At 37.5% G+C, this 25,559-nt stretch carries 27 protein-coding genes and 1 riboswitch; of the genes, 11 read left to right on the top strand and 16 right to left on the bottom strand.

The features are described 5' to 3' along the window. Positions 1 to 2: 2 nt before the first annotated feature. From FW768_RS23290 to FW768_RS23245, 10 genes are read right to left on the bottom strand one after another with little or no spacing between them, the layout of a single operon-like run. Positions 3 to 3,329, bottom strand: coding sequence for a baseplate J/gp47 family protein (locus FW768_RS23290; RefSeq protein ID WP_153399695.1), 3,327 nt, complete (start codon positions 3,327 to 3,329; stop codon positions 3 to 5). A 4-nt stretch (positions 3,330 to 3,333) separates the two neighbouring features. Then, the gene (locus tag FW768_RS23285; protein WP_153399693.1) at positions 3,334 to 3,750 is read right to left on the bottom strand and encodes a GPW/gp25 family protein; all 417 of its coding nucleotides are present in this window, start codon (positions 3,748 to 3,750) and stop codon (positions 3,334 to 3,336) included. An 11-nt stretch (positions 3,751 to 3,761) separates the two neighbouring features. Next, positions 3,762 to 4,052 (bottom strand): PAAR domain-containing protein, encoded by a 291-nt coding sequence (locus FW768_RS23280; protein ID WP_153399691.1) that lies wholly within the window; start codon positions 4,050 to 4,052, stop codon positions 3,762 to 3,764. Position 4,053: 1 nt separating this feature from the next. Beyond that, positions 4,054 to 5,724 carry a phage baseplate assembly protein V gene (locus FW768_RS23275; protein WP_153399690.1) on the bottom strand — a complete coding sequence of 557 codons (1,671 nt, stop codon included), beginning with the start codon at positions 5,722 to 5,724 and terminating at the stop codon, positions 4,054 to 4,056. Between the two features lie 6 nt (positions 5,725 to 5,730). Further along, complete coding sequence (locus FW768_RS23270; RefSeq protein WP_153399688.1) at positions 5,731 to 6,498, bottom strand: CIS tube protein; 768 nt, start codon at positions 6,496 to 6,498, stop codon at positions 5,731 to 5,733. Next, positions 6,495 to 6,668, bottom strand: coding sequence for a DUF5908 family protein (locus FW768_RS23265; RefSeq protein WP_153399686.1), 174 nt, complete (start codon positions 6,666 to 6,668; stop codon positions 6,495 to 6,497). The genes FW768_RS23270 and FW768_RS23265 overlap by 4 nt, the downstream gene beginning before the upstream one ends. A 10-nt stretch (positions 6,669 to 6,678) precedes the next feature. Continuing rightward, the gene (locus FW768_RS23260) at positions 6,679 to 7,137 is read right to left on the bottom strand and encodes a phage tail protein (protein ID WP_153399684.1); all 459 of its coding nucleotides are present in this window, start codon (positions 7,135 to 7,137) and stop codon (positions 6,679 to 6,681) included. Positions 7,138 to 7,148: 11 nt separating this feature from the next. Beyond that, on the bottom strand, positions 7,149 to 7,586 hold the full coding sequence (locus FW768_RS23255) for a phage tail protein (protein ID WP_153399682.1): 438 nt from the start codon (positions 7,584 to 7,586) through the stop codon (positions 7,149 to 7,151). Positions 7,587 to 7,610: 24 nt separating this feature from the next. After that, the gene (locus tag FW768_RS23250) at positions 7,611 to 9,614 is read right to left on the bottom strand and encodes a phage tail sheath C-terminal domain-containing protein (RefSeq protein ID WP_196782930.1); all 2,004 of its coding nucleotides are present in this window, start codon (positions 9,612 to 9,614) and stop codon (positions 7,611 to 7,613) included. A gap of 11 nt (positions 9,615 to 9,625) precedes the next feature. Next, on the bottom strand, positions 9,626 to 10,297 hold the full coding sequence (locus FW768_RS23245; protein WP_185152036.1) for a Pvc16 family protein: 672 nt from the start codon (positions 10,295 to 10,297) through the stop codon (positions 9,626 to 9,628). 316 nt (positions 10,298 to 10,613) lie between these two features. On the opposite strand from FW768_RS23245, the gene FW768_RS23240 reads away from it, so the two are divergent. Next, a complete protein-coding gene (locus FW768_RS23240; protein ID WP_153399678.1) occupies positions 10,614 to 11,048 on the top strand; it encodes a hypothetical protein in 435 nt (144 codons plus the stop codon). A 50-nt stretch (positions 11,049 to 11,098) separates the two neighbouring features. Here FW768_RS23240 and FW768_RS23235 read toward each other — a convergent pair whose 3' ends face one another. After that, on the bottom strand, positions 11,099 to 12,376 hold the full coding sequence (locus tag FW768_RS23235; protein WP_153399676.1) for a replication-associated recombination protein A: 1,278 nt from the start codon (positions 12,374 to 12,376) through the stop codon (positions 11,099 to 11,101). Positions 12,377 to 12,478: 102 nt separating this feature from the next. Here FW768_RS23235 and yidD point away from each other — a divergent pair, with 102 nt between their 5' ends. Next, on the top strand, positions 12,479 to 12,721 hold the full coding sequence (gene yidD / locus FW768_RS23230; protein WP_062697076.1) for a membrane protein insertion efficiency factor YidD: 243 nt from the start codon (positions 12,479 to 12,481) through the stop codon (positions 12,719 to 12,721). Positions 12,722 to 13,148: 427 nt separating this feature from the next. Continuing rightward, positions 13,149 to 14,021 (top strand): prolipoprotein diacylglyceryl transferase, encoded by an 873-nt coding sequence (gene lgt, locus FW768_RS23795; RefSeq protein WP_394349984.1) that lies wholly within the window; start codon positions 13,149 to 13,151, stop codon positions 14,019 to 14,021. Positions 14,022 to 14,120: 99 nt separating this feature from the next. Here lgt and FW768_RS23220 read toward each other — a convergent pair whose 3' ends face one another. After that, positions 14,121 to 15,635: an NAD(P)H-hydrate dehydratase gene (locus tag FW768_RS23220; RefSeq protein ID WP_153399674.1), complete on the bottom strand. Its 1,515-nt coding sequence runs from the start codon at positions 15,633 to 15,635 to the stop codon at positions 14,121 to 14,123. 236 nt (positions 15,636 to 15,871) lie between these two features. Between FW768_RS23220 and mscL the strand changes: the two genes are divergently transcribed. Then, the gene (gene mscL, locus FW768_RS23215) at positions 15,872 to 16,243 is read left to right on the top strand and encodes a large conductance mechanosensitive channel protein MscL (protein WP_153399672.1); all 372 of its coding nucleotides are present in this window, start codon (positions 15,872 to 15,874) and stop codon (positions 16,241 to 16,243) included. A gap of 112 nt (positions 16,244 to 16,355) precedes the next feature. Here mscL and FW768_RS23210 read toward each other — a convergent pair whose 3' ends face one another. Both FW768_RS23210 and FW768_RS23205 read right to left on the bottom strand, forming a co-directional pair. After that, positions 16,356 to 17,315: a D-2-hydroxyacid dehydrogenase gene (locus FW768_RS23210; protein ID WP_153399670.1), complete on the bottom strand. Its 960-nt coding sequence runs from the start codon at positions 17,313 to 17,315 to the stop codon at positions 16,356 to 16,358. 99 nt (positions 17,316 to 17,414) lie between these two features. After that, positions 17,415 to 17,816, bottom strand: a complete 402-nt coding sequence (locus FW768_RS23205; protein WP_153399669.1) for an LNS2 domain-containing protein — start codon at positions 17,814 to 17,816, stop codon at positions 17,415 to 17,417. 520 nt (positions 17,817 to 18,336) lie between these two features. Here FW768_RS23205 and idi point away from each other — a divergent pair. From idi to gcvT, 3 genes are read left to right on the top strand one after another with little or no spacing between them, the layout of a single operon-like run. Further along, on the top strand, positions 18,337 to 18,846 hold the full coding sequence (gene idi, locus FW768_RS23200; protein WP_153399668.1) for an isopentenyl-diphosphate Delta-isomerase: 510 nt from the start codon (positions 18,337 to 18,339) through the stop codon (positions 18,844 to 18,846). Then, positions 18,847 to 19,320, top strand: a complete 474-nt coding sequence (locus FW768_RS23195; protein ID WP_153399667.1) for a hypothetical protein — start codon at positions 18,847 to 18,849, stop codon at positions 19,318 to 19,320. It begins immediately after the preceding gene. Between the two features lie 10 nt (positions 19,321 to 19,330). After that, positions 19,331 to 20,407 (top strand): glycine cleavage system aminomethyltransferase GcvT, encoded by a 1,077-nt coding sequence (gene gcvT, locus FW768_RS23190; RefSeq protein ID WP_153399666.1) that lies wholly within the window; start codon positions 19,331 to 19,333, stop codon positions 20,405 to 20,407. 359 nt (positions 20,408 to 20,766) lie between these two features. On the opposite strand, the gene FW768_RS23185 is transcribed toward gcvT, so the two are convergent. Next, on the bottom strand, positions 20,767 to 20,955 hold the full coding sequence (locus tag FW768_RS23185) for a hypothetical protein (protein WP_153399665.1): 189 nt from the start codon (positions 20,953 to 20,955) through the stop codon (positions 20,767 to 20,769). A gap of 124 nt (positions 20,956 to 21,079) precedes the next feature. Then, positions 21,080 to 21,436 carry an arsenate reductase family protein gene (locus tag FW768_RS23180; RefSeq protein ID WP_153399664.1) on the bottom strand — a complete coding sequence of 119 codons (357 nt, stop codon included), beginning with the start codon at positions 21,434 to 21,436 and terminating at the stop codon, positions 21,080 to 21,082. Positions 21,437 to 21,555: 119 nt separating this feature from the next. On the opposite strand from FW768_RS23180, the gene FW768_RS23175 reads away from it, so the two are divergent. The 4 genes from FW768_RS23175 to FW768_RS23160 all read left to right on the top strand — a co-directional run bounded on the left by FW768_RS23175 (position 21,556) and on the right by FW768_RS23160 (position 25,420). Beyond that, positions 21,556 to 22,023 (top strand): acyl-CoA thioesterase, encoded by a 468-nt coding sequence (locus FW768_RS23175; RefSeq protein WP_153399660.1) that lies wholly within the window; start codon positions 21,556 to 21,558, stop codon positions 22,021 to 22,023. A gap of 71 nt (positions 22,024 to 22,094) precedes the next feature. Then, positions 22,095 to 22,934 (top strand): GLPGLI family protein, encoded by an 840-nt coding sequence (locus FW768_RS23170; RefSeq protein ID WP_153399656.1) that lies wholly within the window; start codon positions 22,095 to 22,097, stop codon positions 22,932 to 22,934. 51 nt (positions 22,935 to 22,985) lie between these two features. Continuing rightward, positions 22,986 to 23,053: riboswitch (Fluoride riboswitch) on the top strand. A gap of 30 nt (positions 23,054 to 23,083) precedes the next feature. Continuing rightward, the gene (locus FW768_RS23165) at positions 23,084 to 24,391 is read left to right on the top strand and encodes a voltage-gated chloride channel family protein (RefSeq protein ID WP_185152034.1); all 1,308 of its coding nucleotides are present in this window, start codon (positions 23,084 to 23,086) and stop codon (positions 24,389 to 24,391) included. 153 nt (positions 24,392 to 24,544) lie between these two features. After that, positions 24,545 to 25,420, top strand: a complete 876-nt coding sequence (locus tag FW768_RS23160) for a LysR family transcriptional regulator (RefSeq protein ID WP_153399653.1) — start codon at positions 24,545 to 24,547, stop codon at positions 25,418 to 25,420. Positions 25,421 to 25,559: the final 139 nt, after the last annotated feature.

Genomic DNA, 25,559 nt, shown 5'->3' with positions numbered 1-25,559 from the left:
GGTTAGCAGTTCTTTTGGAGTTCTTTAATTTCGTGGGAATCATTCGGAATGAACAAAGTATAGTCTGTCTGAGGAGCAATTTCCTTTACTTCTTCGAGTCTTTTTATTACTGTATTTTCTTCATCATCCAGAATAAGCTGATTGACCTTAAAATCAATAATATAGTCTACGAAGGACTGTTTATCAATCAACTGAATCAATGAAGACAATTCTATTTTCTTTGCGAAATCTATATCAAGATCACTGTACGCCCACGGACTGATATAGCGGTTAACTGTTTCTGCCAGCATTTTGGCATACAAACGGGTATCTGCACCCGGAATGTCTTTGTATTTTACGTTACAGCTGATCTGTATTTTTTCTAAAATGGGAGGTTTTACAGATAACCGCACATGAGGGGAACACCATTCTGTAATCCTGTTTTTAATGCGCTGTAAAGTGCTTAGGCTCAGTAATGGCTTCCATTCCCAAACGGTGGATGAACCGGGTGATTTGGCAACGGGAATCAGTGTTACATATCCTGCAGAAACATTGGAAACACTTTTGGAATCATATCGGTAATGATTCAGGCATTTTACTCTGTATACTTCCGGAAATTCCTGTAAAATAAGCCTTTCGTAATCCCAGGAAGTAATAGACCGTTGTTTATGTCGCAGCCTTTCACTGCTTCGTTGATAGAGCTGGTTGTCTTCTTCCTGCCTTTTTCCTCCAAAAGAAGGATATGGCTGTTTTACTTTTTTCACGGAAGAATCAGGCTGATAGAGTTTTGAAATGGTTTCTTTCGGAGTTATTTCAAGAAAACCGCTTCCATTATTTTCAAAATCAAATAAAACGGCTTTTAAGGCCTGTTCGTGTATGCCTGCAAAATGACAGATTCTGTCTAGTTCACTGACTGAAATCCGCAGCCAGAAAAGATGGCCTGGTAACACAACTGTTTTTGTATTGTCAAACTCAGGAATGGTGAGATTAATAATTCCGGATTGCAAAAGCCCAAGAGTCTCATCTCCTATATCGTGTGAATTTATTGATTTCCATTGATTTTCTGATAGGTATGCCCACGATATTCCTGCGGGTTCTTTTCTTGGGTTAGCTGTTCCTTCCGCCATTTGAAAAAGAAGGCTCAATCCGTTTCCTGGCTGTGCATTTTCAAATCCGATATAGATTTCTCCCTGGCCCGGTAAATCAGGGATAAAGGATAAGGAAGATTTTGGGTTTAATTTTTCATAGCCAAAAGGTAAAAGATGATAATATTCCAATACATTAAGATGATCATCTGAAGGGCTGAAACTATATGTTTCGGTGACTGAATAATCCATGTTCAGCGACTGAATAACAGGTACTGCCGGCAAAACAGGATTGGGTAATTTCGCAGCCGCTATATAATCCTGCATAAATTTTTCACCTTCATATTTAGTATCATCCAGCTGAATTCTTATATATCCCGAAATACTTTCTTTATCAGGAACCGTATCTTCTGAATATTCACTTACGGGACTGTTGTTGGTATAAATGGAATTGAAATTGGTCTGATCACTTTTAACAAACTGCCCATTTTTCATTACCAATAATTTAGAATGATGGATGAGGGAGATATACATAGAGTTGACAAAATCAGCTGCCTGAATGCCGGAATAGTTAAATGATGCCTGCATATTGGTATCTGCGAACGGCTGAATGGCTGATATTTTATTAAAAGTCTGGATATTGGTATTAAGTAAATTAGTGTTAAGTAAACTTGAGTTAAATAAAGTATAGGTAACGGAGCCAATAGACAAAGCAGATGACAGCGCATCCGATTCTATTGAAAACCGGGCAGCGGCTCTTTTTTTCATGAAAAATTCGTTGCATCCGATAATGAAGCCGTTTCCGTTTTTGGGAAAATCTCCAAAAGGCCTGAAAGGTTTATTAATATCTACAACTCCTGTATCGGTGGCAACAATTAAATTTTTAAGCCCGCTTACGCTGATTCCTATTTCAAGTGTTTTACAGTCAATTTTTTCGGTATTATTTATGGGAATTATTTTCAGAACCGGGTGTGATGTGGCTACAGCTTCTCCTGTATGAATTTCTTTATTAAACGGAACAATCGCTTTTTCTGAAGCAGGAATAGTAAGCTTAATGTATTCATCCTCAGTTAATTCTTTATTTTCCTTAGTAATTTCTATCCATTTTTTTTCGCCAGTGATCCAGAAGTCGAATGAATTGGGATCTAAGCTATGAGGGTTAAATTTTAAAATAATGGTTCTTGTTCCGCCTTTCATATAGAATAACGGGCTTGCCAGAAGAAGGCCGATTTCGGTTTTTTCTGAGGAAGATGGAAAAGCTGAGAATGGAATGTTAGCCGCGTTTAAGGGAAGCAAATCTGCCTTTTTCCAGGTATTCTGAACAAGATGATGACTTAGGAAATATTTAATTTTCACAGCATTAATCACCTGATCTGAAGTAGAAGCATAAAATTTATTTTTTCCCTGCGAATTTTTCCCTGCTGAAAAAATGGTATTCTTTGCTAAGAGGAAAGCTTCTTTATCGGCAGCAGGCTCTATCAGCAAATGAACAAAATCAGGCTGTGCCTTTTGTGGAAGCAGCTTTAAAATATCTTTGTAATAGAAGTCCAGATGTCTTTTGGTAAAGTCATTCAGGTGTTTTTTTGCAATGCCCAGAAGCTTTAAAAAGGCCAGAAATAAGGCATAATGCGGTGTATGGGAAGGGTAATTTTCCAATTGCTGTGCAAAGGCCTCTCCGGTGCTGTTTTTCCAGTACAGCAGCAAGCCGAAAAGCTGCTGAATATTTTTATCGAGCCGATAACTCTGCAGTAAGGTAAGTATTGAACCTGCTTCTGTGATTCTTAAAAGGATCTCATTCAGCTGCTTTTCGATATTTATTTTAGAGCTTACTAAAAATTCTTTTATTGAGATGCGGTCATCTATCCTGTTTACTTTATCGGTAAGACGGATAAAATCATCCTGGATTTTTTCAAAAATGTTCAGGATCCGTTTTTTCTGTTCTTTATCATCATTGATTAATGCAATGGATTTTTTTTCATTTTCATATTTTTTCTCATAGTCCTCTATATTCCATTTGAATATCTGTGCTAAAACCGCGGTAGATTCAACAGCAAAAAACGGTGACCAGTCACTTTGTTCGTTTTGGGAATCGGATTCATTGAAATAACTGAGGTAGTGAGACATTTTCTGAGCCAATACCACATAGTCTATTTCTTCTCTTTCGTCCAGAAGAAAATAAGAGGGCTGTAAGGCTGCTAAAAACCTTGCATTTTGGGTTGTTCCCATTCCCTGATGGATTGATATTTTTGAAGAACAGTTTTCCATGGCATCAGATTTTTATAAAAGTTCCTTCTTCCAGATAGTACGGGAACACATAATTAAGTCTTGAGTTGGTAGCGCGGATGGTGTATTCAACTTCAATTCTGATTATCCCCTGTGTAGCATTGGTTTCTGAACCAAAATAAATATCATTCAAATCTATTCTTGGCTCATATTTCAGAATGGCATGTTCAATAATGCCTTTAATTTTTGTGAGGAGCGTTACGGTTACATTTTCAAACAGAAGCGGTGTGAGATCGCAGCCAAAGTCTGACCGCATTATCCTTTCTGTAAGCTGTGTGCTCAGTAAAATCTGCAGACTTTCCTGAATATCTTTTTCACCGGAAACCGTTTCAACCGTTCCTGTGATGCTATTAAAAGCCGGAGGAAATCCCCATCCTTTTCCCAAAAAGTCATCTGTTTTCATGCTTATTTTTTTTAATCTCCTATAATTACTGTGGGACAGCCTAAAACAATGGTTCCTCCGTGTGCGGTAGAATCTCCCATTCTTGCGGCGGGAACTCCACCAATAAGTACAGTTGCCGAACCTTTTACGATGGTATCTGGCGGCCCTGTACAAACACAACTGTCTCCTACTACCGAAGCGGGCATTCCTCCGATTAATACAGTAGAATTTCCTCCCGGTAAAATGGGTCCCCCAACATGGGGCACTGTTCCTGTAGTCATCGGACATACATGCATGTCACTGGTTCTTGCTGCTGCGGGCATATTAATTGAGTTTTATGATTCCTCCTTTTACATCCATTGTGGCAGACGCAGAAAGCGCCGCTTTTGCCGAATCCATTTTGAAATCCATTTTTGCTTTAAGAATGATGTCTTTGCTGCTGTCTAATGTGATTCCGTCGGCATTCATCAGGATCTTATTTCCATTCTGGTCTTCCAATACAAAGCCTTTTTTATCATCGCTGATCAGGAGTTTGTTCCCTTTTTTTGTACTGAGTTCGATAGATTTTTTATCATCGTCCAGCTGTATGGTAGTCCCTTCTTTGGTGACCAGACCTTTTATGTAGTTTTCTTTCTGAATGGGAAACGGCATTTCAATCTTTAAGCTGTAAAGACTTCCCAGAATTACAGGGGTATCCGGATTATCTCCCAGGCATCCTACAATAACCTCATCATTTACATCGGGAATTAAAAAACTTCCCATTTTCTTTCCTGAAAATACACTGGCTAATCTTGCCCAGATCCCCTCTCCTTTTTCGGAGAGTGTGGGTATTCTTACTTTTATTCTGAACTGCCTATCAGGATCTTCTTCAATCTGAGTCACAACGCCAATCTGTAATCCGCTTACTGAATTGACTTGCCCGGTTTGTGCCTGTTGAGCCGGAACAGAGGGAAAGTTCGTTTCAATAAAAGACTGTTCTGTTTCTATTCCGAAAGTATATTCGGTTTTCCAGCTGCCATTTTCAAAGGTGTGGTGCTCTTTGCTAATCAGCAACTTCTTTTTATCAATTTCTTTATTCACCTTACTACAGCTCAGGAAATCTCCTGCTTTAGCCTCCAGATTTCCGAAAGTTAAAAGCTCACCCTGAATTACCGTATGGCTGCTTTTTTTAAGAAATGTATCTGCTATTCTTGTCACTGTAGCGGTTAAAAGCCGGCTTTCATTAAGGGTAAGGGTCTTTATATTTTTTTCAGCCTCCTGTTCTGTTTCAATTTTTTCCATAGCCTGAGAAGAAAGATCCCAATAGCCGATTGACACCTTGCTCAGTTTTTTAGTCTCATCTTCCCTGCACGAAAATGAGAATACATTGATTCCGTTTTCTGCACAATACTTTTCTTCGGAAGCAGGTTCTAAAATATCCAAAGCATTGAATTCCCCGTTTCTTACATTCACCATCAGACCAACTGAATCTAGAAATCCTACAAGATAATCCCAGGGAAGGGTATGCAGATTACGGGTGATCTTTTCATTTTCCCAGCTTTGCCCTTTTGACTGAAGTTTATTGGCAACATTGGCCTGACTTAAAAATTCGTCTAATTTTGTTTTGAAAGTTTCGGTACTGTTATCTGGTTTTTCAGAAGGTTCAGTCAGTTGATAAGCCTCGTCTTTACATTCTAATTTTATGGTAGTTCCACTTTCGCTGATTTTTCGTTCAACAGACTTAATAAATCCTTTGAACAGGGTCTCAGGTTTTTTATTCACCGTTACTTTCACTTCTATTTTCTGTCCTTTTTTAAGCTGATCTGTGGGTGATCCAGCTGGAGCTTCTACATCAGGATTTGGAGCTATAAAAGTAAATTTGGCAAAAGGGATTTTATTCAGTTCAAAGGTCACCTGTGCATCTTTCAATAGCGTGTCAAGGCCGTTATTTTTCCCATCTGTTAAAAATTCCAGTTTTAGCAGATCATCAGTCGGTATATAAGGTTGAACTGGCATATCATTTTATTTAATAGGCGGAAACGAAATGTTTTGCCCGGTTTCTATTTTTCTGAAGCTTAACAGCTTATTGACCTGAGCTACATCCACATAATATGAAGGATTTTCATAGATATTTTCTGCCATAAGCACCAGTTTGTCATTCATACTCACCGTTTTAAGATGGGTAAGATCCGGAGATGTTTTATTTTGCTCTGCAACCATGATCTGATGTGTTGCTGTTGCCTTAAAAACACATTTAACTTTAGCTCTGATGGGCCGTCCGTCTTTTCTGAAAAGCGTATATTCTATATCCATGCTCTTCATGCGGCACTGGAGTTTGAATGCTCCCCAAAGAAGCTGCAAATAAGCGGTCTGATGAGTTTTTCCGTTATATCCGATGGTAAGATTTTTAAATGCTTCCACATGCTCCTCCACCGATTTTACCTCTGCAAAAGGATTTACAATGGCGGGGGTAAGTGCATCCAGAACATCTCCTGCTTTATCCAGTAACGACATCTCTCCTTTGCCGTCTTTTATCTTTCCCGGCGGTACAACACCCGAACTGTCGAAAATAAAATCGAAAGTCACTTCTTCGCTCTGGCTTTTGCTGAAGCTGAGATTATTGGCTGAAGCTCCCATCGGCTGATCTTCGGAGAATGTAACATTGTTTTTGCGGGTATATTTCTCCGGATTGAGCTGTACGAAAATGGTTTTTTTGGGGGTGGTATATTTATTATCCTCGTAAACTTCGATCCGCATTTTGTCTATAATACCCAATGCTGCCTGTATCATCTTTCTTTTTTTTCTTTAAGTTTTTCCAGTACTTCACGGGTACACTCTTTAATGAGCTGCGATTTCAGTTCCTGCATCTTCAGAGGATCTGTCTGCTCAGAACGGGTAGAATTTACCGGCTCTTCTTCAATCTTCACTTTGATGTGTAATTCTTTAATCTGAATAGCCATTTTTCAAGTATTAAAAGCCTGGAACCGGCAGTTCTTTAAAAAAATTATATTTCAGTGTAATGGTTTCAATCACAATTTTATTCTGTTCTGCATCAAAATCACTGAATTCATAGCTCAACGGGATGGCATGGGATACATACCATACTTTCAGAGGATTTCCTTTTTCATTCAATAAGGAAACAACCAGGTTGGCGGGATAAAAAACAAAATCCTCCAATGCCTGATTACACCACATGGATAAGCCAGACATATCCGAAGTTAATCCTCTTTTCAGAACCAGATCCTGATATCCTGAACGCAGCGGCAAGCTGTGTTTGAATTTATTTTGTCCGCCCTCGGTATAAGGCTCCGTTTCCATCGTAACCTTCAATCCGTTTACACTTTGAAATTTTGTATCAATACTGAATTGCGGCAATAATTCAAAGATGACGGAAAAGTAAAAACCGGGAATGGGATTGCTGTCAGACATAATGTTTAGATTTATAGGTGCTCCATTGTAAATCCGTGATTGGCAATTTCTACAGAGTCTATGGCTGCTTCATTGGCATCAGATTTCATATCTGTACATTTTAAGGAAACGATAAAACAATCTTTTACTTTCCATACGACTTTAGGCTCGTGGTTTTCATTTAATAAAGAAATAGTGATGTTACGGCGTTCCACGGTATTTAATGCAACAGTATTGTACCAGTCATAAAATTCATTATCTCCTGCGAATATTCCTCTTTTAAGCGTAATATTACTGAGCTTAAGCATTCCCGGCATTTTCTTTTTAAAGAATTCAGGACTTGATCCTACCCGGTGTTCTATAATATCCATTTCTTTATTGAGTCCGGATACTTCTGTAAAAGCTATTTTACAGCCGCCCCATTCTACACTGAAGTGAAACTTTGGTAGCGGAAAATCTGTACTTGTCATGTTGTATAGTTTTAGAATTAATAATTAAGATTTTTGCTGTATCTGTTTGAATTCCAAAATGATAAATTCTGCAGGTCTTGAAGGGGCATATCCTATTTTTACGATCATTCTGCCTTCAAGGATATCCTGTGCAGACATTGTTTGGTTTAATCCAACTGCTACAAAGAAAGCGTGCTCCGGTTTTGCTCCGGCTAAAGCACCATCATTCCAGAGAGTGGTCAGGTAGTTCTCGATCATTCCCTTTACATTAACCCAGGTTTGAGCAACATTGGGCTCAAACACAAACTGCATACAGGCTTTTTTCGCTGATTCTTCAATCATATTGGCTAATCTTCTCACATTGATATAACGCCAGTCATTGCTGTTTCCGGCCAGCGTTCTCGCACCCCAGACCAGAGTTCCTCTTCCTGTAAATTTTCGGATCGCATTGATGGATTTTCCGGTTTCATGAATATTCATATCTTCCTGATCTTTGTCGTTAATATCATCCGTTAATCCAACGATTCCGTTTATACTTACATTGGCTGGAGCTTTCCATACTCCGCGGGTAGCATCAGTCTGAGCATAAATTCCTGCAATAGCTCCGGAAGGCGGAACGGTATTCATAAATTGGGATAATTTATCGGTAATTTGTTTGAATAACGGCAGCTGGGTGATCAGCTTCTTTTCTTCTTCCAGAATATAATTTGAAATTGCACTCAATACCGAATTCATCGTCTGAACAACATTTGACAGTATTTTATCTAATTCAGCCTGAATAATAGGAATGTTAATAATTTTCAAGCTGTTTGCTCCGTCTTTTATTTCATTGCCATCCTGATCAATTAACTTTATGTTCAGCTTGTCTTTGTAAGAATCAGCCATAGCTAAACTTCCCCATATTATGGTATCAAAAGAGGTGTTATTGACAAGCGTTTTTTCATCATTTGTCAGATTTCGGGTGACGTCTCCAAATGCAGTTCCTGCTTCAATATCTAGGCTTGGTAATGTCTGCACCAGCAGCGTATCATATTCTCCTTTAAAATCAAAGAGCTGCTGTGCATATTTTTTTAAATTAACAGAGACAATGTCTTTAAGATAACTCTTATAAGAGCCGTTGGTAACTGAATTTAATTCTTTGAAAACAGCCAACAGCTTCCATATTTTATCGATATAGGCGTTTGTGTTTAATGTTTTTTCGGGATCATTGTCTTCAAATTCAACAGTTGTCTTTTCTTTATCCAGGCTGCTCCATTTAAATTCGTAACTGTTATCATATATTTCCGAATACAATTCCTGAAAATCACTCAGTAGTTTTACAATCTTAGCATCATTTTTATAGATGTCTGAAAAGTTCACCTGCGCATTGATATAATGAAATCTGAACTGATACGGAAAATTACATTGCAGATACGGATAATAAGCTGCTCCGTATTTTAAGAACTGGTTTCCGACTTCATTTCTGAAATCTTCGCTGTCCTGAATTAAATCTGCCTCTTGTTTTACATCTATTATGCTGAACCTGTCCATAAGCTTATTGCATTGTTTTAATGCTTCTGCCTGAACCATTCCCAGTAAATTAGCTGTTGATAAACCCGCTGCATCAGGAAATAATAATAAAGTAGGTTCGTCTTTCTTTTCTAATAACTGCAGACCTGCAATAAATAAATCTTTTGTTCCGGCGCTTGTAAAATCCGGTTGATCATCATAGATTCCTATAGAAACGATATAGCAGACCCCGCCGCCGTTAGCATAAAAAAGCTGTAGACTGTTATAGAGCTTAAAGATGCTTTCTTCAACTTTGCAGGCATCCGTAGGCTGGTTGTTTGCGTCTAAAACGACAGTAATACTTTTGGGCTCAGGTGCTCCTCCAAAAATCTGTTCATACTCCAGCATCGAAGTAATCCTCACGGCATCTTTTTTCAGCGAGGCCTTTTCTGTAAATCCTACAAATGCAGGGATAGCGGTTGCCACATTGGCAATGGAAGGAGGAAATGCATCAATTTCATTGATATATACTCCCGGGGTTTTAATGGCACTAATATTCATGATGATTAATTTTATGTAGTTGGTATAATTTCGTTATTGGCATTTTTGGTGAAGACACCTGATTCGAGATGTCCGGCAGAGTCATGCGGATTGTTTTCCCAAAGTCTGACATCAGCTTTTTCAATGATTTTATCTGATGTAGTTTCTTCTGCCTGAATGGAAAGCATCTGTACCCGATACAGCACTGAAGGGATATATCTGGATCCAAGACAGGACCACATCTGATTGAGCTGATCCATCTTCAGGCTTACCATTTCAAATACAAGCTTATCATAAGAACCGGTTTCCGGTATATTTTCCAATAAATTGGGAGCCTGCCAGTAAAAAACATTTTTATTCTGAAAGTACCGGATCACGACTTCCAGCTTATCTATTCCTTCTGTGTATTTCGACTGGTCTATATTATAAGAGGCAAACAAGAGTGATAGAATTAAATTCTGAGTTGGATTTCTGTATTTTTCCATGCTGCCCCCCGGTGAAAGCTGGTTCTTGTATAAACTCTGATTTTTAAGGATCTTATCTTCTTCTATGTTGACGATTGATAAAATGATAGAAGATTTGGAAGAAAGAAATTCATCTCCATCGTTTAAAGTGGCTATATTGGCTAGTTCAACAATGGGGGTTCCTGTTATTTCTGCATTCACAGCAGCAACAAGTCTGGAAAGGAACTCTTTGATTTTCATGACGTTATTTATACTAACAAAGCTATATAACATCAATTAATAAAATCACAGGAAAAACACCCTATATATACAGGGAAAAAGCCCCAATTAAAAAAAACTGAAAATTATCAGGCTAAAGTCATCCTGTCCTGTTTGTAAATATATAGGGTATAACCATCGGACGCAAAAGCAGGCTATTGAAATATAATCTCTAAAAATTATATCCTCAATAAAAACATATATTTCTAAGTAATTATCGAAATATCACAAAAATACATTAACATTCTATAAAAAATAGTTATATTTATCCCGTTTTTAACAGTTATCCATTCTGATTATGAAAAAATTACTTTATTCTTTTTTATTGTTGTCTTCTGCAACTTTATTTGCCCAGACCAACTCTTCTGTAAAGTTCGCTGTTGCCAATGACGTTATCGGAACCGTAAAGATGTTTAATACAAGAAAAGAGGTGGTACAGAGTTCAGTAAATTATAAAAATGCTGCCAGCCTGCCTCAAAACCTGAAAAAATACAGCTTCATTGCTCAGAACGGGCTTTCTGAAGTTAAGTTTAAGAAAGGATATGAAGGTCTGGATCGGGTAACATTATCCCAGATGAACAGACAGTATAATCTGGCTCCGGAAACCCCGGTTTTCATTGAAGGAACAGAATTCCCTGATACCAGCATTGAAGTATATGCCGATATTGTTCAGGGGCAGTTTGACGTTAAAGATCATAACGGAAAAAAGACGTTATTCATCACCAATAAATAAATTTTCTTTTTTTATACATAAAGAAGGATACCTGCCGGCATCCTTCTTTTTTAATATTTATTCGTCCATTTTTTCTTTAACTCTTCGAAGATTTTTTTCTCGGTAGCATTATTTCCGGGTTCATAAAACCGGCTGTTTTTAATTTCTTCCGGAAGAAATTCCTGTTCTACGAAATTACCCTCGTACGAATGGGCATATTTATATTCTTTGCCATAGTCCAGATCCTTCATCAGTTTGGTTGGTGCATTTCGTAAATGCAGCGGCACGGGAAGATTTCCTGTCTGTTTCACAAGTGCCAGCGCATCATTAATGGCCATATAAGCCGAGTTACTCTTTGGAGAAACCGCCAGATAGACCGCTGTTTCGCTTAATATAATCCTTGCTTCCGGGTTTCCGATTACATTCACCGCCTGAAAACAGTTATTGGCAATAACCAGCGCATTAGGATTAGCCAGACCTACATCTTCTGCCGCCAGAATCAGCATCCGCCGTGCGATGAATTTGATATCTTCACCTCCTGCAATCATTCTGGCCAGCCAATACACCGCTCCGTTCGGGTCACCACCACGCATCGATTTGATAAAAGCAGAAATAATATCGTAATGCTGCTCTCCGTTTTTATCATACAGCGCCATCGTTTCCTGAAGTACTTCAAGAACGTCTGCATTAATAATTTCATTGGTATCCGAATTTTTATATTGATTCAAAACCAATTCCACAGAATTAATCAGCTTCCTGGCATCTCCTCCTGAATATTGGATGAAAGCTTCTTTTTCAAGAATTTTAAAGTCTGTTCCCTCATCTTTATTGTACCTCTCAGACGCGGTATCAATCAGTTCTTCAAGCTTTTCATAACTCAGTGCTTTCAGAATATACACCTGGCTTCTTGAAAGCAATGCGGAAACCACTTCAAAGCTGGGGTTTTCTGTAGTTGCTCCAATTAAAACGATCCATCCTTTTTCAACAGCATGTAATAATGAGTCCTGCTGGGATTTATTAAAGCGGTGAATCTCATCAATAAATAAGATAGGTGATTTTCCGGAAAACAGATTTTGTTTTTTGGCATCTTCAATCACATCCCGCACATCTTTCACTCCCGATGAAACGGCTGAAAGCTTATAAAATTTTCTTCCCGATTTTTCAGAAATAATTTCCGCCAGTGTTGTTTTCCCTGTTCCCGGCGGGCCCCAAAGGATCAGGGAGTTCAGTGTATTGTTTTCGATCATTTTCCTGATCGTGCCTTTTTCACCGGTAAGATGCTCCTGTCCTAAAACTTCATCTAATGTTTTAGGTCTTAATTTTTCGGCTAATGGTATATTCTGGCTCAAGATAATTTTATTTTTTTTGAATAGAGAATCCGATTTTGGTTCTCCGAAACTTCTAACAAAATTAAACTAATTTTCATTTTTTTACCCTATTTTTGCATTGTTTTGAAACTTACATTCAATAAAATCATTACTTTTCCTTTGGTAATTTTGATAAAATTTTACCAATGGTTCATCTCGCCTCTGCTTCCCAAAAACTGCCGTTACGAGCCTACCTGTTCTCATTACATGGTAAAAGCTCTTCAGGTACACGGTATTTTTAAAGGATTCTGGCTGGGAGCGAAAAGAATTTCAAGATGTCATCCCTGGGGAGGCAGCGGCTACGATCCTGTTCCACCCAAAAAATAAGATTAATAAATCAACTATTAAATCAATAGAAATGAGTACTACTTTTTTCAGAATTTACCTCTTTATTTTTGCCTTTTTTACGCAAATTGCTTTTGCACAGGAATATCCGGGAGGCCTGTCTGACGGAACGTTAAAAGTAAATGAAAGCAGCATTCCGGTAAAGATTTTTTCTACAACAGAAAACGACGATCTTAGTGCTTTTCCGGAAAAACCAACCGATAAAAATGTTTTGGTTATTCTGAATGAGTCTAGTTTTGAACCGGCATATCTCAATTACAGTATGCTGACTCTGGTGAAATATAAAAGTGCTCATTATCAGTTTTTTGATAAAGATTTCAAACTGATTGAAGGTCAGGTTACCCAGGACAACATTAAACATTTTAAATACGCTGTAAAATCTGCAAAACCCATTACTGAATCTGATCATGTGGCCCTTGAAACATCTTTCAAAATCTGGGATCCATCAAAAGGAATCCAGATAGGATCTTTTACCCTGCATTTCTATAGCCTGATGTTTGTTTTTGCTTTCGGATTCGGGTATATCCTGATGACCAGAATCTTTAAGATTGACAACATCAACCAAAAATATCTGGAGCCTCTTTTTACCTGGACGCTGATTGGAACCATTCTCGGAGCAAGACTTGGTCACGTTATTTTCTATCAGCCGGAATTGTTCAAAGAAGATTTCTGGAGTGTGTTTTTACCTATAAGCACTAAAAACGGGATTAAATTTACAGGATTTTCGGGATTAGCCAGCCATGGAGCTACGATTGCGCTGATCTTTACCACCTTATACTACTCATTCAGAGTCATCAAAAAAAATCCGTTCTGGGTATATGACAGACTGGGAATTGTAGTTGCTTTAGGCGGAGCATTTGTGAGACTGGGAAATTTTTTCAATTCCGAAATTGTTGGGAAACCGGCAGATCCCAATTCTCCGTTCGCTATTCTTTTCCCTCAGCAAAGTGATGAATACGGAGTTACTGTACCACGTTACCCGAGCCAGCTTTTTGAAGCATTCGGGTATATATGTCTATTCATTTTATTATGGATATTGTACAGAAAAACCAATAAAAAATACCAGCAGGGATGGTTGTTCGGACTGTTTTTCATTATTCTTTGGGCAGTAAGATTCTTTGTTGAATTCCTGAAAGAACCTCAAGGCGATGAGTTCATCCAATTGGGCGCACTTAATACAGGACAGGTACTTTCCATTCCATTTATGATTGCAGGGGTAATTATTATGATGGTTTCCAAGAAGTTCAAAATCACTCCGGCAGAGAACGAAAAACCGGAATAGTCTGAAAATAAAAAGAAATTATCTTCAATATAAAAGACCAGTTTGTATCATGCAGACTGGTCTTTTTGTATACTCTTACTTTCTGTATGTCTTTTCCTTCTACAATTTTACCTTCTTCCTATTCAACTCTGCAAAAACATTTCCCAATTCATTAATAACATCTGTTGGAAGCATTGATTCTTTAGCATATTTTTCCGCAGCCAGATCAGCTGCTTTTCCGTGAAGCCAAACTCCCAGCAAACAGGTTTCTTCTACTGAATATCCCTGAGCCAGCAGTGAGGTCAGAATCCCGGTAAGAATATCTCCGCTTCCGCCTTTGGCAAGTCCGGCATTTCCCGTGATATTATAAAACACTTTTCCTTCAGGAGTAACGATCTGGGTATGATGATCTTTTAAAACAATATAAATATTAAGTTCACCTGCTTTTTTACGGGCCAGTTCCAAACGCTCAAAGGAATTGGCTGTGCTTCCGAACAATCTTTCAAATTCTTTAGGATGTGGAGTGATAATCGATTTTCCTGGGATATATTTCAGGTTGTCCTGTTTATCTGAAAGCATATTCAATGCATCAGCATCTAACACTACGGGGTTATTGTATCCTTTTAAAAAGGCCAAAAGAGCTTTTCTGGTTTTCTCATGGATTCCTAATCCCGGCCCGATACCGTACATGCTATTTTCTTCATTATCAATATTTTCAATATATTCATCACCTCCTTTTATGAACATCGCTTCGGGACACGCTGTCTGCAAAATCATATATCCGCAGTCGGGTGCCAGCGTAAAGGTCAGTCCGGCACCTGTTTTCAACGCAGCTTTGGTGGATAATACTGCTGCACCTATTTTGCCATAACTTCCGCCAACAATGGTAACTTTTCCATAGGTTCCTTTATGGGAGAATTCTTCTCTAGGTTTAAAAATCCGGGAGATCACACGCTCATCAACAACATAATTTTCAGATTGTTCCTGTTTCTGAAATTCCGGACTTAGCCCGATCTCCAGAACAACTACTTTCCCTGTATATTTTCCTGTTTCCGGATGCAGAAAACTCTTCTTCCAGCATTGAAGACTTAATGTGTAATCAGCTTTAAAAACAACCGTATCATCTGTAAAAATAGTATCTGCTGACAAACCAGAAGGAATATCTACAGAAATCTTCATATTATCCTTTCCGTTAATTTCCGTAACCAGCTTTTTGTAAATTCCATCTAAAGGTCTGGACAGCCCCGTTCCAAAAAGAGCATCAACAATAACCGTTTCATTATCAAATGAGTATTCTTCCGTTCCATTAAGTTCCCGGACTGAAATCCCTGAGAAATCTTTCAGCCTTTGTAAGTTCACTGAAGCATCTTCAGAAAATTCAGCTTTAAGGTCTGGTACAAATACCTCAACATCAAATCCTTTGGTGTACAGAATGCGGGCTGCTGCAAACCCATCGCCTCCATTGTTTCCATGACCGCAAAAAAGGGCTAATCTGGTATAGTTTTTACAGTTTTCCGAGATCCATCCGGCCAGTGCCAAAGCTGCTCTTTCCATCAGTTTGAGAGAAGTAATTGATTCATGAGAAATGGTAAACCCATCCCATTGACGAATTTGTTCTGCAGTAAAGATTTTCATACGATAAGTTTTAGGCAAATTACAAAAGATTTTTCATTACAACCGATTTAAGAAATAACGTAAACATGATTTAATCATAAAACAAATTATTTAAATTAAATCTAACTTCATATAAAAATACAACTCATATCAATAATAAAATTCCGCATATTAGAGATAAAAAAACGATAAAAAGTGGTGTTTTTTACATTTTTTAATTATATTTTTGTGTGGATACTAATTAAAAAATATAAATTATGGGATTTGTTAAAGAATTTAGAGACTTTGCTTTTAAAGGCAATGTACTTGATCTGGCAGTCGGTGTGATCATTGGAGGTGCATTCGGAAAAATTGTTTCATCTTTAGTAGAGGATGTTATTACTCCTTTGTTACTGAATCCGGCTTTGAAGGCTGCAGGCGCCGAGAACATTTCAAAACTTTCATGGAATGGGGTTACTTATGGTAATTTTCTTTCTGCCGTTATCAGTTTCCTGTGTATCGCAATGGTACTTTTCTGGATCATAAAAGGAGCTAACAAAATCATCAAAAAAGAAGAGGCTGCTCCTGCCGGACCTACTGAAGACCAAAAACTACTGACGGAAATTAGAGATCTCCTGAAACAAAAATAATAAAGCTGTTTAAACTTTTAATGTCCTGCTAAAAAGTTTAAACAAGTTTAATGTATAAAAAAGAAAGACACTTCAGATTGAAGTGCCTTTCTTTTTTATGCTGTACTGCGTTTTATTGAATCTGCAAAATACTTGAAATTTGCTCCGCCAACGAAAGTCCTATTCTATCCTGAGCTTCCAGTGTTGATGCACCTGTATGGGGTGTCAGGGAGATTTTAGCATGATTTAAAATTTCTTTGGAAGGTACCGGTTCGTTAATGAAAACATCTAATCCTGCAAATTTTACTTTACCGGAATCTAATGCTTCAATTAAGGCCGTTTCATCAATCACTCCTCCTCTTGAACAGTTGACTACCGCTACTCCGTCTTTCATACTGTCAAATTCATTTTTACCGATCATATATCCCTCTTTCTGAGCAGGCACATGAAGCGTAATGAAATCTGAGTGTTTTAAAACATCCTGAAGTGGTTCTGTTTCTATATCTACATTAATAAACTGATTGTTATAGAATTTTACTTTGATGCTGGCCTTTCCTACATTATTATCAGCTGCGATCACTCTCATCCCCAATCCTAATGCGATTCTGGCAACTTCCTGCCCAATTCGGCCCATTCCTATAATTCCGATGGTTTTCCCTCGCAATTCAATTCCCGCGGTGTATGCTTTTTTAAGAGCGGCAAATTCTGTATCTCCCACCTGAGGCATTTTACGGTTTGAATCCTGAAGAAATCTTGCCCCCGAAAACAGGTGCGCAAAAACAAGTTCTGCCACTGATTCTGAAGAAGCAGAAGGAGTGTTAATCACATGAATTCCCTTTTCTCTGGCATAATCCACATCGATATTATCCATTCCTACTCCTCCACGTCCAATGATCCCAAGAGAGGGACAGTTATCAATAATATCTTTTCTAACCTGGGTAGCACTCCTCACCAACAGGGTACGGATCTTATGTTCATTAATATAATCCACTAAAAACTCCTGAGGAACTTTTGTTGTAATCACCTCAAAACCCTTTTCAGTAAGTGCGTCAATTCCGGATTGATCGAGACCGTCGTTTGCTAAAACTTTCATAAATACAATATATATTAAAAACTGAAAGATTTAAAAATTATAGAATTTTCTGTGCGTACACTTCTTCTTATAATCTTTAAATCTTCGCATTATCGTTGATTAATCTTTGAAAACTTCTATGGTAACCTGCTTCTCTACAAGGTCTGTAAACTTGCCTTTGTATCTTGTAGCTCTTACCAGGTGATTGTCTATCCAGTGATAGTTTCCTCCTCTTGGTTTTCCGCAGAGTACACTGTGGTATTTGAAACCGTGCTTATCTAGCCAGTCTATGGTAATTTGCTTCAGGTTTTCTGTTCTTGATGTGAAAAAACAGATCTGGTGCCCTTCATCATACCATTTGTTGATTGTTTCGAGTGCGTCAGGATAAGGCTCACAGGTAACCATTCTTTCCGGTTCTTCGTTGGGAACATCATCTGTAATGGTTCCGTCGATATCAATTAAGTAATTTTTCACCCCGTCCTTAAGAATCGGACTTACGTGCTCTATGTATTCTAATTCCATCACTTCTAATTAAGATGTAAAGTTAAGGCTTTTAAAACTAACAGAAGTATCAAATTGGGTTTATGTTAAAATTTTACTATAAAAACATATATTCAATGAATAATATAAATATTTTACTTCTCAATAAATCATTTTTATTAAAATTTTTCTTAATTATTATTTATTATGTTATTGGATTTATTTGATCCGAATGAATTTATGATATAAGTATTGCGACTTGTTTTGTATTAGACTTCAATGGTGAAACATGCGGGATGTTGGATTTTATTGATGTTGAATTTTTACGGATGGGTGTTTTTACGAATATTGTTTTTTATGGGTGTTGGGCTAAAGCCCAACCCTATTGAATAAGGTGTAGGTTTGTCTGATTTTGTCATTTTTAATTTTATTGGGTAGAAATTAGATGAATAGAGTTTAAGCTTAATACGCTGGAAGGAGGAAGAAAGAGCCTGGCAACCATAAAATATGATGTTTTACCAAAAATTTCCAAAATACATTTATTAGGCTTACATTTGTAGAAATGGAAGAATTTGTAGTTTTAGTAAATCCTGAAGATGAAGTTCTGGGTTTGATGGAAAAGCAGCAGGCTCATGTCAACGGGCTTCTGCATCGTGCATTTTCTGTATTTCTTTTTAACAACAACGGGGAAATGCTTCTTCAGAAAAGAGCTTCCGGGAAATACCATTCTCCTAACCAATGGACTAATGCGGTATGCTCTCACCCCAGAAAAGAGGAAACTTATCTGGAAGGTGCCCAACGAAGATTAAAAGAAGAATTGGGAATTGAAACAGAACTTTCTGAAAAGTTTAATTTCATTTACAAGGCTGATGTAGGCGGAGGACTCTGGGAACATGAGCTGGATTATGTATTTACCGGGAATTACGAATCTGAATTCAATTTAAATAAAGAGGAAGTGGAAGAAGTAAGGTTTATTTCAATGGAAGATCTAGATCAAGAAATAGCCAATTCTCCTGAGTATTTTACAGAATGGTTCAAAATCATCCTTGAAGAATATAAACACCATTTTTAAATGATAAAAAAAGCACTTTTAGCATTCACTTTTTTATCAGGCAGCTTGTTGTTTGCTCAGAAATCAAAAGTGTATGACAGCCCTAATTACTCCATTAATGTTCCTGACGGATGGAAATCTACCAACGACAGCGATATTATCAATATTTTTCCTACGAGTGAGATTGGTGCTGTAACCATTTCAGAATACCACGATCTTGAAATTCCTAAAGCCGAAATGAAAAAATTCATACTGGCTTTATACAAATCCAATGAGGAGGAAAACAAAATCAAAGAAAATAAAGGCAAAAAGGGATATACAGAATATTTCTACGAGTATTTTGACGAAAAGGAAAAACTGTTCTGGGTTACCCGGGCTTTTCAGAAAGATAAAAGCATTTATCTGGTTTCCATCAACTGCGGGCAGAAATTCTGGAATGGAAATTATATGAGCCTTTTTAATGAAACTTTTAACAGCTTTAAAATAAAGAAATAAGAATTAAAATATGAAGAAAACAGCTTTATACGACAAGCACGCTTCTTTAGGCGCTAAAATCGTACCTTTTGCAGGTTTTGAAATGCCTGTACAATATTCAGGAGTAACGGAAGAGCACTTTGCGGTAAGAGAAAAAGCAGGATTGTTTGATGTTTCACACATGGGACAATTCTTCATTGAAGGACCGGGATCTAAAGACCTTTTACAATTGGTTACAACCAACAATGTAGACGCTCTGGAAAACGGAAAAGCACAATATTCATGCCTTCCGAATGAAAACGGAGGAATCGTGGATGATCTTATCGTTTATAAGATGGAGGACGACAAATATTTTGTTGTAGTAAACGCTTCCAATATCGATAAAGACTGGAATCATATTTCAAAATATAATACTTTTGGGGCTAAAATGACCAATGCATCTGATGATATGTCATTATTGGCTGTACAGGGACCTAAGGCTACTGAAATACTTCAGAAGCTTACTGAAACCAACCTTTCAGAGATTCCTTATTATAACTTCACTGTAGGAAGTGTTGCCGGAGTAAATAATGTGATCATTTCCAATACAGGATATACAGGAAGCGGTGGTTTTGAAATCTATTTCAACAATGAGGATGCCGTAAAACTTTGGGACGAAATCATGAAAGCCGGAGAAGCTGAAGGAATTATTCCTTGCGGACTGGCTGCCAGAGATACTTTAAGACTTGAAAAAGGATTCTGCCTTTACGGAAATGATATTGATGACACTACTTCTCCTATTGAAGCTGGTTTAGGATGGATCACAAAATTTGATAAAGACTTTGTGTCTAAAGATGTTTTCGCAAAACAGAAAGAAGAAGGGGTAACCAGAAAATTAGTAGGTTTTGAGCTTCAGGATAAAGGGGTTCCAAGACATGACTACCCTGTGGTAGATGCTGAAGGAAACGTGATTGGAAAAGTAACTTCCGGAACACAGTCTCCAATGAAAAAGATCGGTTTAGGTTTAGCTTATGTGGATAAGCCTCACTTCAAACTGGGTTCTGAAATTTTCATCCAGGTAAGAAATAAGAACATTCCCGCAAAAGTGGTAAAAGCTCCTTTTGTATAATTGTTCTGATATGATATTGAATAAGAGACTGTCTTCATGATGGTCTCTTTTTTTATATAAATGACTCAATATTCCTTTCAATAGATCTTTTAACCACAAACCAAAGGTTCGACGAAGTCAATGGTACAAAAGATTTTGGCACTCATGCTATTTTTAAGCTTAATATCTTTGAATTTATAAGTTCACAAAAGATAAACATCTGCTAAATTTGCGAGAGAAAAAACATCCGCAAACATCAGTGAAATTTGTGGAATCTGTGGGAAATTATTTTAAGTTCACTTAGACTTTAAAAATCTCCGGTTTTTATTGATCAACAAATAAAAAAGAGACTGTAAATTTTACAATCTCTGTATTTTTCATTATCTGCAATAGCAACAGAGTGACCTGTCCGGGGTACACATATCCCCTCTTCCGGGATGATTTGAAACTACTCCTCCGGCTTCACCACAAAGCGTATAGCAGTTGACTACAATTACTTTTCCACCACCGCTAATTTCTTTTAATGCTGGCCGGCCTAGTTTTTGGGCTTTAAAAATGTTTTTATTCATATTACTATTTTTGGTATTTTAAATATATGAATAAAACTTTAAAATACTGATGAGTAGTATTTTAAATATAAAAAGTTTCGGCTCCGCAAAGCGGAGCCGAAACTTTTTATATACTGAACAAGAGCTATTCCTCTACTCCGAAGAATACTTTCAGGGCTTCAATATTTTTCTTATCATTTCCAACAAAAATTTCCTTTTCTGTAAGGAAAACCGGACGTTTCAAAAAGGTATAATGATCCAGAAGCAGTTCTTTAAAATCTTTCTCACCCAAAGATTTTACATCTAGTTCTCTTGCTTTAATCTGCGTAGATTTTTTGCTGAATAATGCTTCATATGATTTTGTCTTTTTATGCATTTCCGCAAGCTCTTCTTTGGTTATCGGTTCTTTCTTGATCTCACGAAGTTCCCAATCTGTAAGGTCAAATTGTGCTAAAATCTTTCTGCAGGTATCGCATGTATTAAGATAAAATACTTTCTTCATTGTTTTTTAATCTGTTATTGGTTAAATTTCGGTCTTTATTTGAAGTTTCGCTGCTCAAAAGTAGGATTTAATCTAAGATTCTGAAAATTATTAAATAACTTTATTCAAATTTTATAAAGATGGATAACAAACCTATTACTTTTCAATTTATTTCGGAACCCTCAGATGTTAATTACGGGGGAAACGTACACGGTGGAAGTGTCATGAAGTGGATTGACCAGGCAGGTTATGCATGCGCCACGACATGGAGCGGAAACTATTCTGTGACGGTTTATGTAGGAGGAATCCGTTTTTACGAGCCCATCAAAATCGGAGAAGTCGTTAAAGTAGATGCACAGGTGATCTATACTGGATCATCAAGCATGCATATTGCCATCAATGTTTTTTCAAGAAATCTTAAACAACCTACTTTTGATAAAAAAACACACTGTATCATTGTTTTTGTAGCAGTAGATGAAAACGGTAAAAAACTGCCGGTACCCAAATGGGTTCCTGAAACGGAAGAACAAAAGCAGCAGGAACAGTATGCTAAACGGCTTATGGACCTGAGAACGCAGATAGAAGACGAAATGAAACCGTTTTTGTAAACAGTGTATGAAATTGAAGATAAAAATAGTTAGATAAACAGTTTAATGAAACCCCGCATTTTTTATAACCCATGAAAAATATTTTTACGATTACGGCTGTACTACTTATGGCTTTGGTTCAGGCCCAGACACATCGGTTTATTTATCAGTTACAGTATAAGATGGATTCTACAGAAAAGCATCATGAGAAGCAGAATATGATCCTTGATATTACTCCAAAAGAAGTAAAGTTCTATGGACAGGATCTGGCTATTACTGACTCTTTAAATAAAAAGTTCGGGATGAATTCCAGTTATACGGACATGTCCGGCCAGATCGTGAAAAGAAAGATCAATTCTTTTGAGCATGAAAATTACCTCAATATTAAACAAGGATATTATTCTTTCAAAACCAACGACAAAATAAATTGGATTATTTCTGACGATACCAAAAAGGTTGAAAACTATACTTTACAAAAAGCCGTTGCGAAATTCGGAGGCAGAAGCTGGACCGCGTGGTTCTGTAAAGACATTCCTTTCAATGAAGGACCTTTTAAGTTCCGGGGTCTGCCGGGACTGATCTTTGAACTGTCAGATGGTAAGGATAACTTTATTTATACTCTTGTTAAAAGTCAAAAACTATCGGAAGTTTATTCTACTCAGAATTTTGTAGAATCTAATTTCGGAAATAAGGCGGTTCCTATCAGTGAAAAGCAGAAATACAAGCTTACTATGGAGTTTTATAATGATCCGTTTGCTTTTGAACGAAATAATTTCAGTAAAACCAACACTGATCTGAAAATCAATATCAACGGAAAAGAAATCCGTACAGTTGATGAACTGAATACCCAAACGAAAAGCATGCAGGAGGTTATCAGAAAGTACAACAATCCTATTGAAATAGATAAAGCAATACACTATCCTATATACTAAACATAACGGTAAGATCTTTTATCTTGTAATCTTAATTCCTATATTTGCAGTATCAAAAAAGGAAATGGTGCTCTTCCTTACCCAACCGCTTTACAAAAGCTGATGACGCCTGATTAAGAGATTATTAACAATAACTTATCAGGATTATTATGTCAAAAAACCAACGAACATTTAACAGAAAAGCAATTTTTCATCTGCAATTTTTCTTCAGAAAATATCCTGCGCTGCCTTATCTTGCAAAATGGCTGTGTATTAGTATGATCCTTGGAGTTCTTGTGGGAACAGCATCTGCGGGATTTCTTCAATCTTTGGAATGGGCAACTCATTTCAGGGAAAATCACCTTTGGCTGATTGCTCTGCTTCCTGTGGCTGGTTTTTTAATCGGGCTTTTATATTATTATTTCGGAAAAGATGTTGAGGCCGGAAACAATTTGCTGATTGACAGCATCCATGATCCGAAAGAAACTATTCCGTTCAAAATGGCTCCTTTTGTTTATCTGGGGACTATTGCTACTCATTTTTTTGGAGGATCAGCAGGCCGTGAGGGAACTGCTCTTCAGATGGCCGGAGCCATAGCCGACCAGCTCAGTAAACCATTCAAACTGGATAAGAATGAACGAAAAATTCTGCTGATTGCTGCCATTGCTGCCGGTTTTGGATCTGTTTTCGGAACCCCTCTCGCCGGAGCGGTATTCGGGCTTGAAGTTTTCCTGATCGGAAGAATTCGGTATAATGCAATTTTTCCCGCTTTTGCTTCTGCTATTCTTGCTGATTGGGCTACTAGTCTCTGGAATGTAAAACACACTCATTATCATATCGACATTATCCCCAAACTGGAATTTCTGCCTTTTCTATATAGTATTCTGGCTGGTATTATTTTTGGAATCTGCGCTGCTGCTTTCAGCAGGGTTATCCATTGGGCAGGTTTGGTTTTTAAATCAAAGATCACATATCCTCCATTTCGCCCTGTAATTGGAGGTATTATTATCGCTTTAACAGTATTCGCTATGGGAACTACAAGATATGTTGGTCTTGGCGTTCCGGTTATTGTAGAATCTTTCGAAAAGCAGCTTCCCCTTTATGATTTTGCTTTAAAGATGATATTGACGATAATCACACTCTCTGCCGGATTCAAAGGTGGTGAAGTAACTCCCTTATTTTTTATCGGAGCCACTTTAGGAAGCGCTTTGTCTCTTTTTATTCCGCTGCCGTTTGGTCTGCTTGCCGGAATGGGGTTTGTTGCCGTTTTTGCCGGAGCAACTAATACTCCCTTGGCCTGTATGTTGATGGGAATCGAACTTTTCGGAGCTGAATCCGGAGTTTATATAGCGACTGCCTGTGTAGTATCTTACCTACTTTCCGGGCATAACAGTATTTATACGAAACAGAAGATTGGAGAAGCTAAGAACAGAAGGTATGCAGCTCAGGAAGATAAGTCTGTTTCGGAGTTTTTGTAAAAGTGGTAGAAATGTCAATGGTGAATTTTGCTGTGTAAGTCAATGGTGAATTGGGGCTGTGCGTAAAAATTCACGGCAAAGCCAATTCACCATTGACCATTTCCACGGTCTCTTTCCCGGAAAATCCTTAAGTTTGCCCCATAAATCCACAGGATGTTTGATTACAGATTAAAAGTTTTCTATACAACAGCTTCCAGACTGAGCTTTACCAAGGCTTCAGAAGAGCTGCATATTTCCCAGCCTGCCGTAACCAAACACATTAAAGAGATTGAAAGCCAGCTGGGAACAAAGCTGTTTGACCGAAAAGGGACTTCTATTCAGCTTACACAAGGTGGAAAAATTTTATTTGAATATGCTGAAAAGATCCGGAATATCTACCGCGACCTGGAATTTGAGATCAGCCAAATTAATGAACAGCACAAAGGAAAGCTCATTATTGGAGCCAGTACTACCGTTGCCCAGTATGTACTTCCTGAAATTCTTGCCAAATTCATTAGTTATTACAAAGATATTAAGATCGAATTGATCGCTCACAATACTGAAATTATTTCTGATCTTTTAAAGGAAGGTAAAATAGATCTTGGTATCATTGAAGGAGAATCTCAGTCTTCTTTTTTTGATTACCAACCGTTTAAAGCTGACGAAATTGTGCTGGCTGCAAAATCTGATCATCCTTTAGCCCATAAGACATTAAGCCTGAAGGATCTTTACAGCCTGGATCTTATTTTCCGGGAACAGGGCTCGGGAACGCAGGAGTTTATTCAAAACCGATTAAAGGAAAAAGATGTTGATATTGAAGAACTTCATACGGTTATTCAGCTGGGAAGCAGTGAAAGCATCAAAAATTACCTTCTTCATTCAGACTCTATGGCATTCCTGTCTATCAGCACCATCATCAATGAACTGAAAAACAACACCCTTACAGTAGTTGATATTAAAAACTTCAGCATCGAAAGAAATTTCCATTTCATCCTTCCCAAAGGGGAACAATCAGAATTAATTAAATTGTTTTTGAGATTTACCAGCTAATTAAAACACACAACATAACTTCGTATAACAAAAACATCTTTCACCTTTAGTTATAATAAAAAGTTATCCATTATAACAAAATACGATTTACTTTATAATATTAAATTACGGAATTTTGGGATCTGATTTCAAAACTTGT

The organism is Chryseobacterium vaccae (assembly GCF_009602705.1).
Lineage (GTDB): Bacteria > Bacteroidota > Bacteroidia > Flavobacteriales > Weeksellaceae > Chryseobacterium > Chryseobacterium vaccae.
The sequence above is the reverse complement of the archived record's forward strand: the minus strand, read 5'-3'. Positions and strand labels throughout refer to the sequence as shown.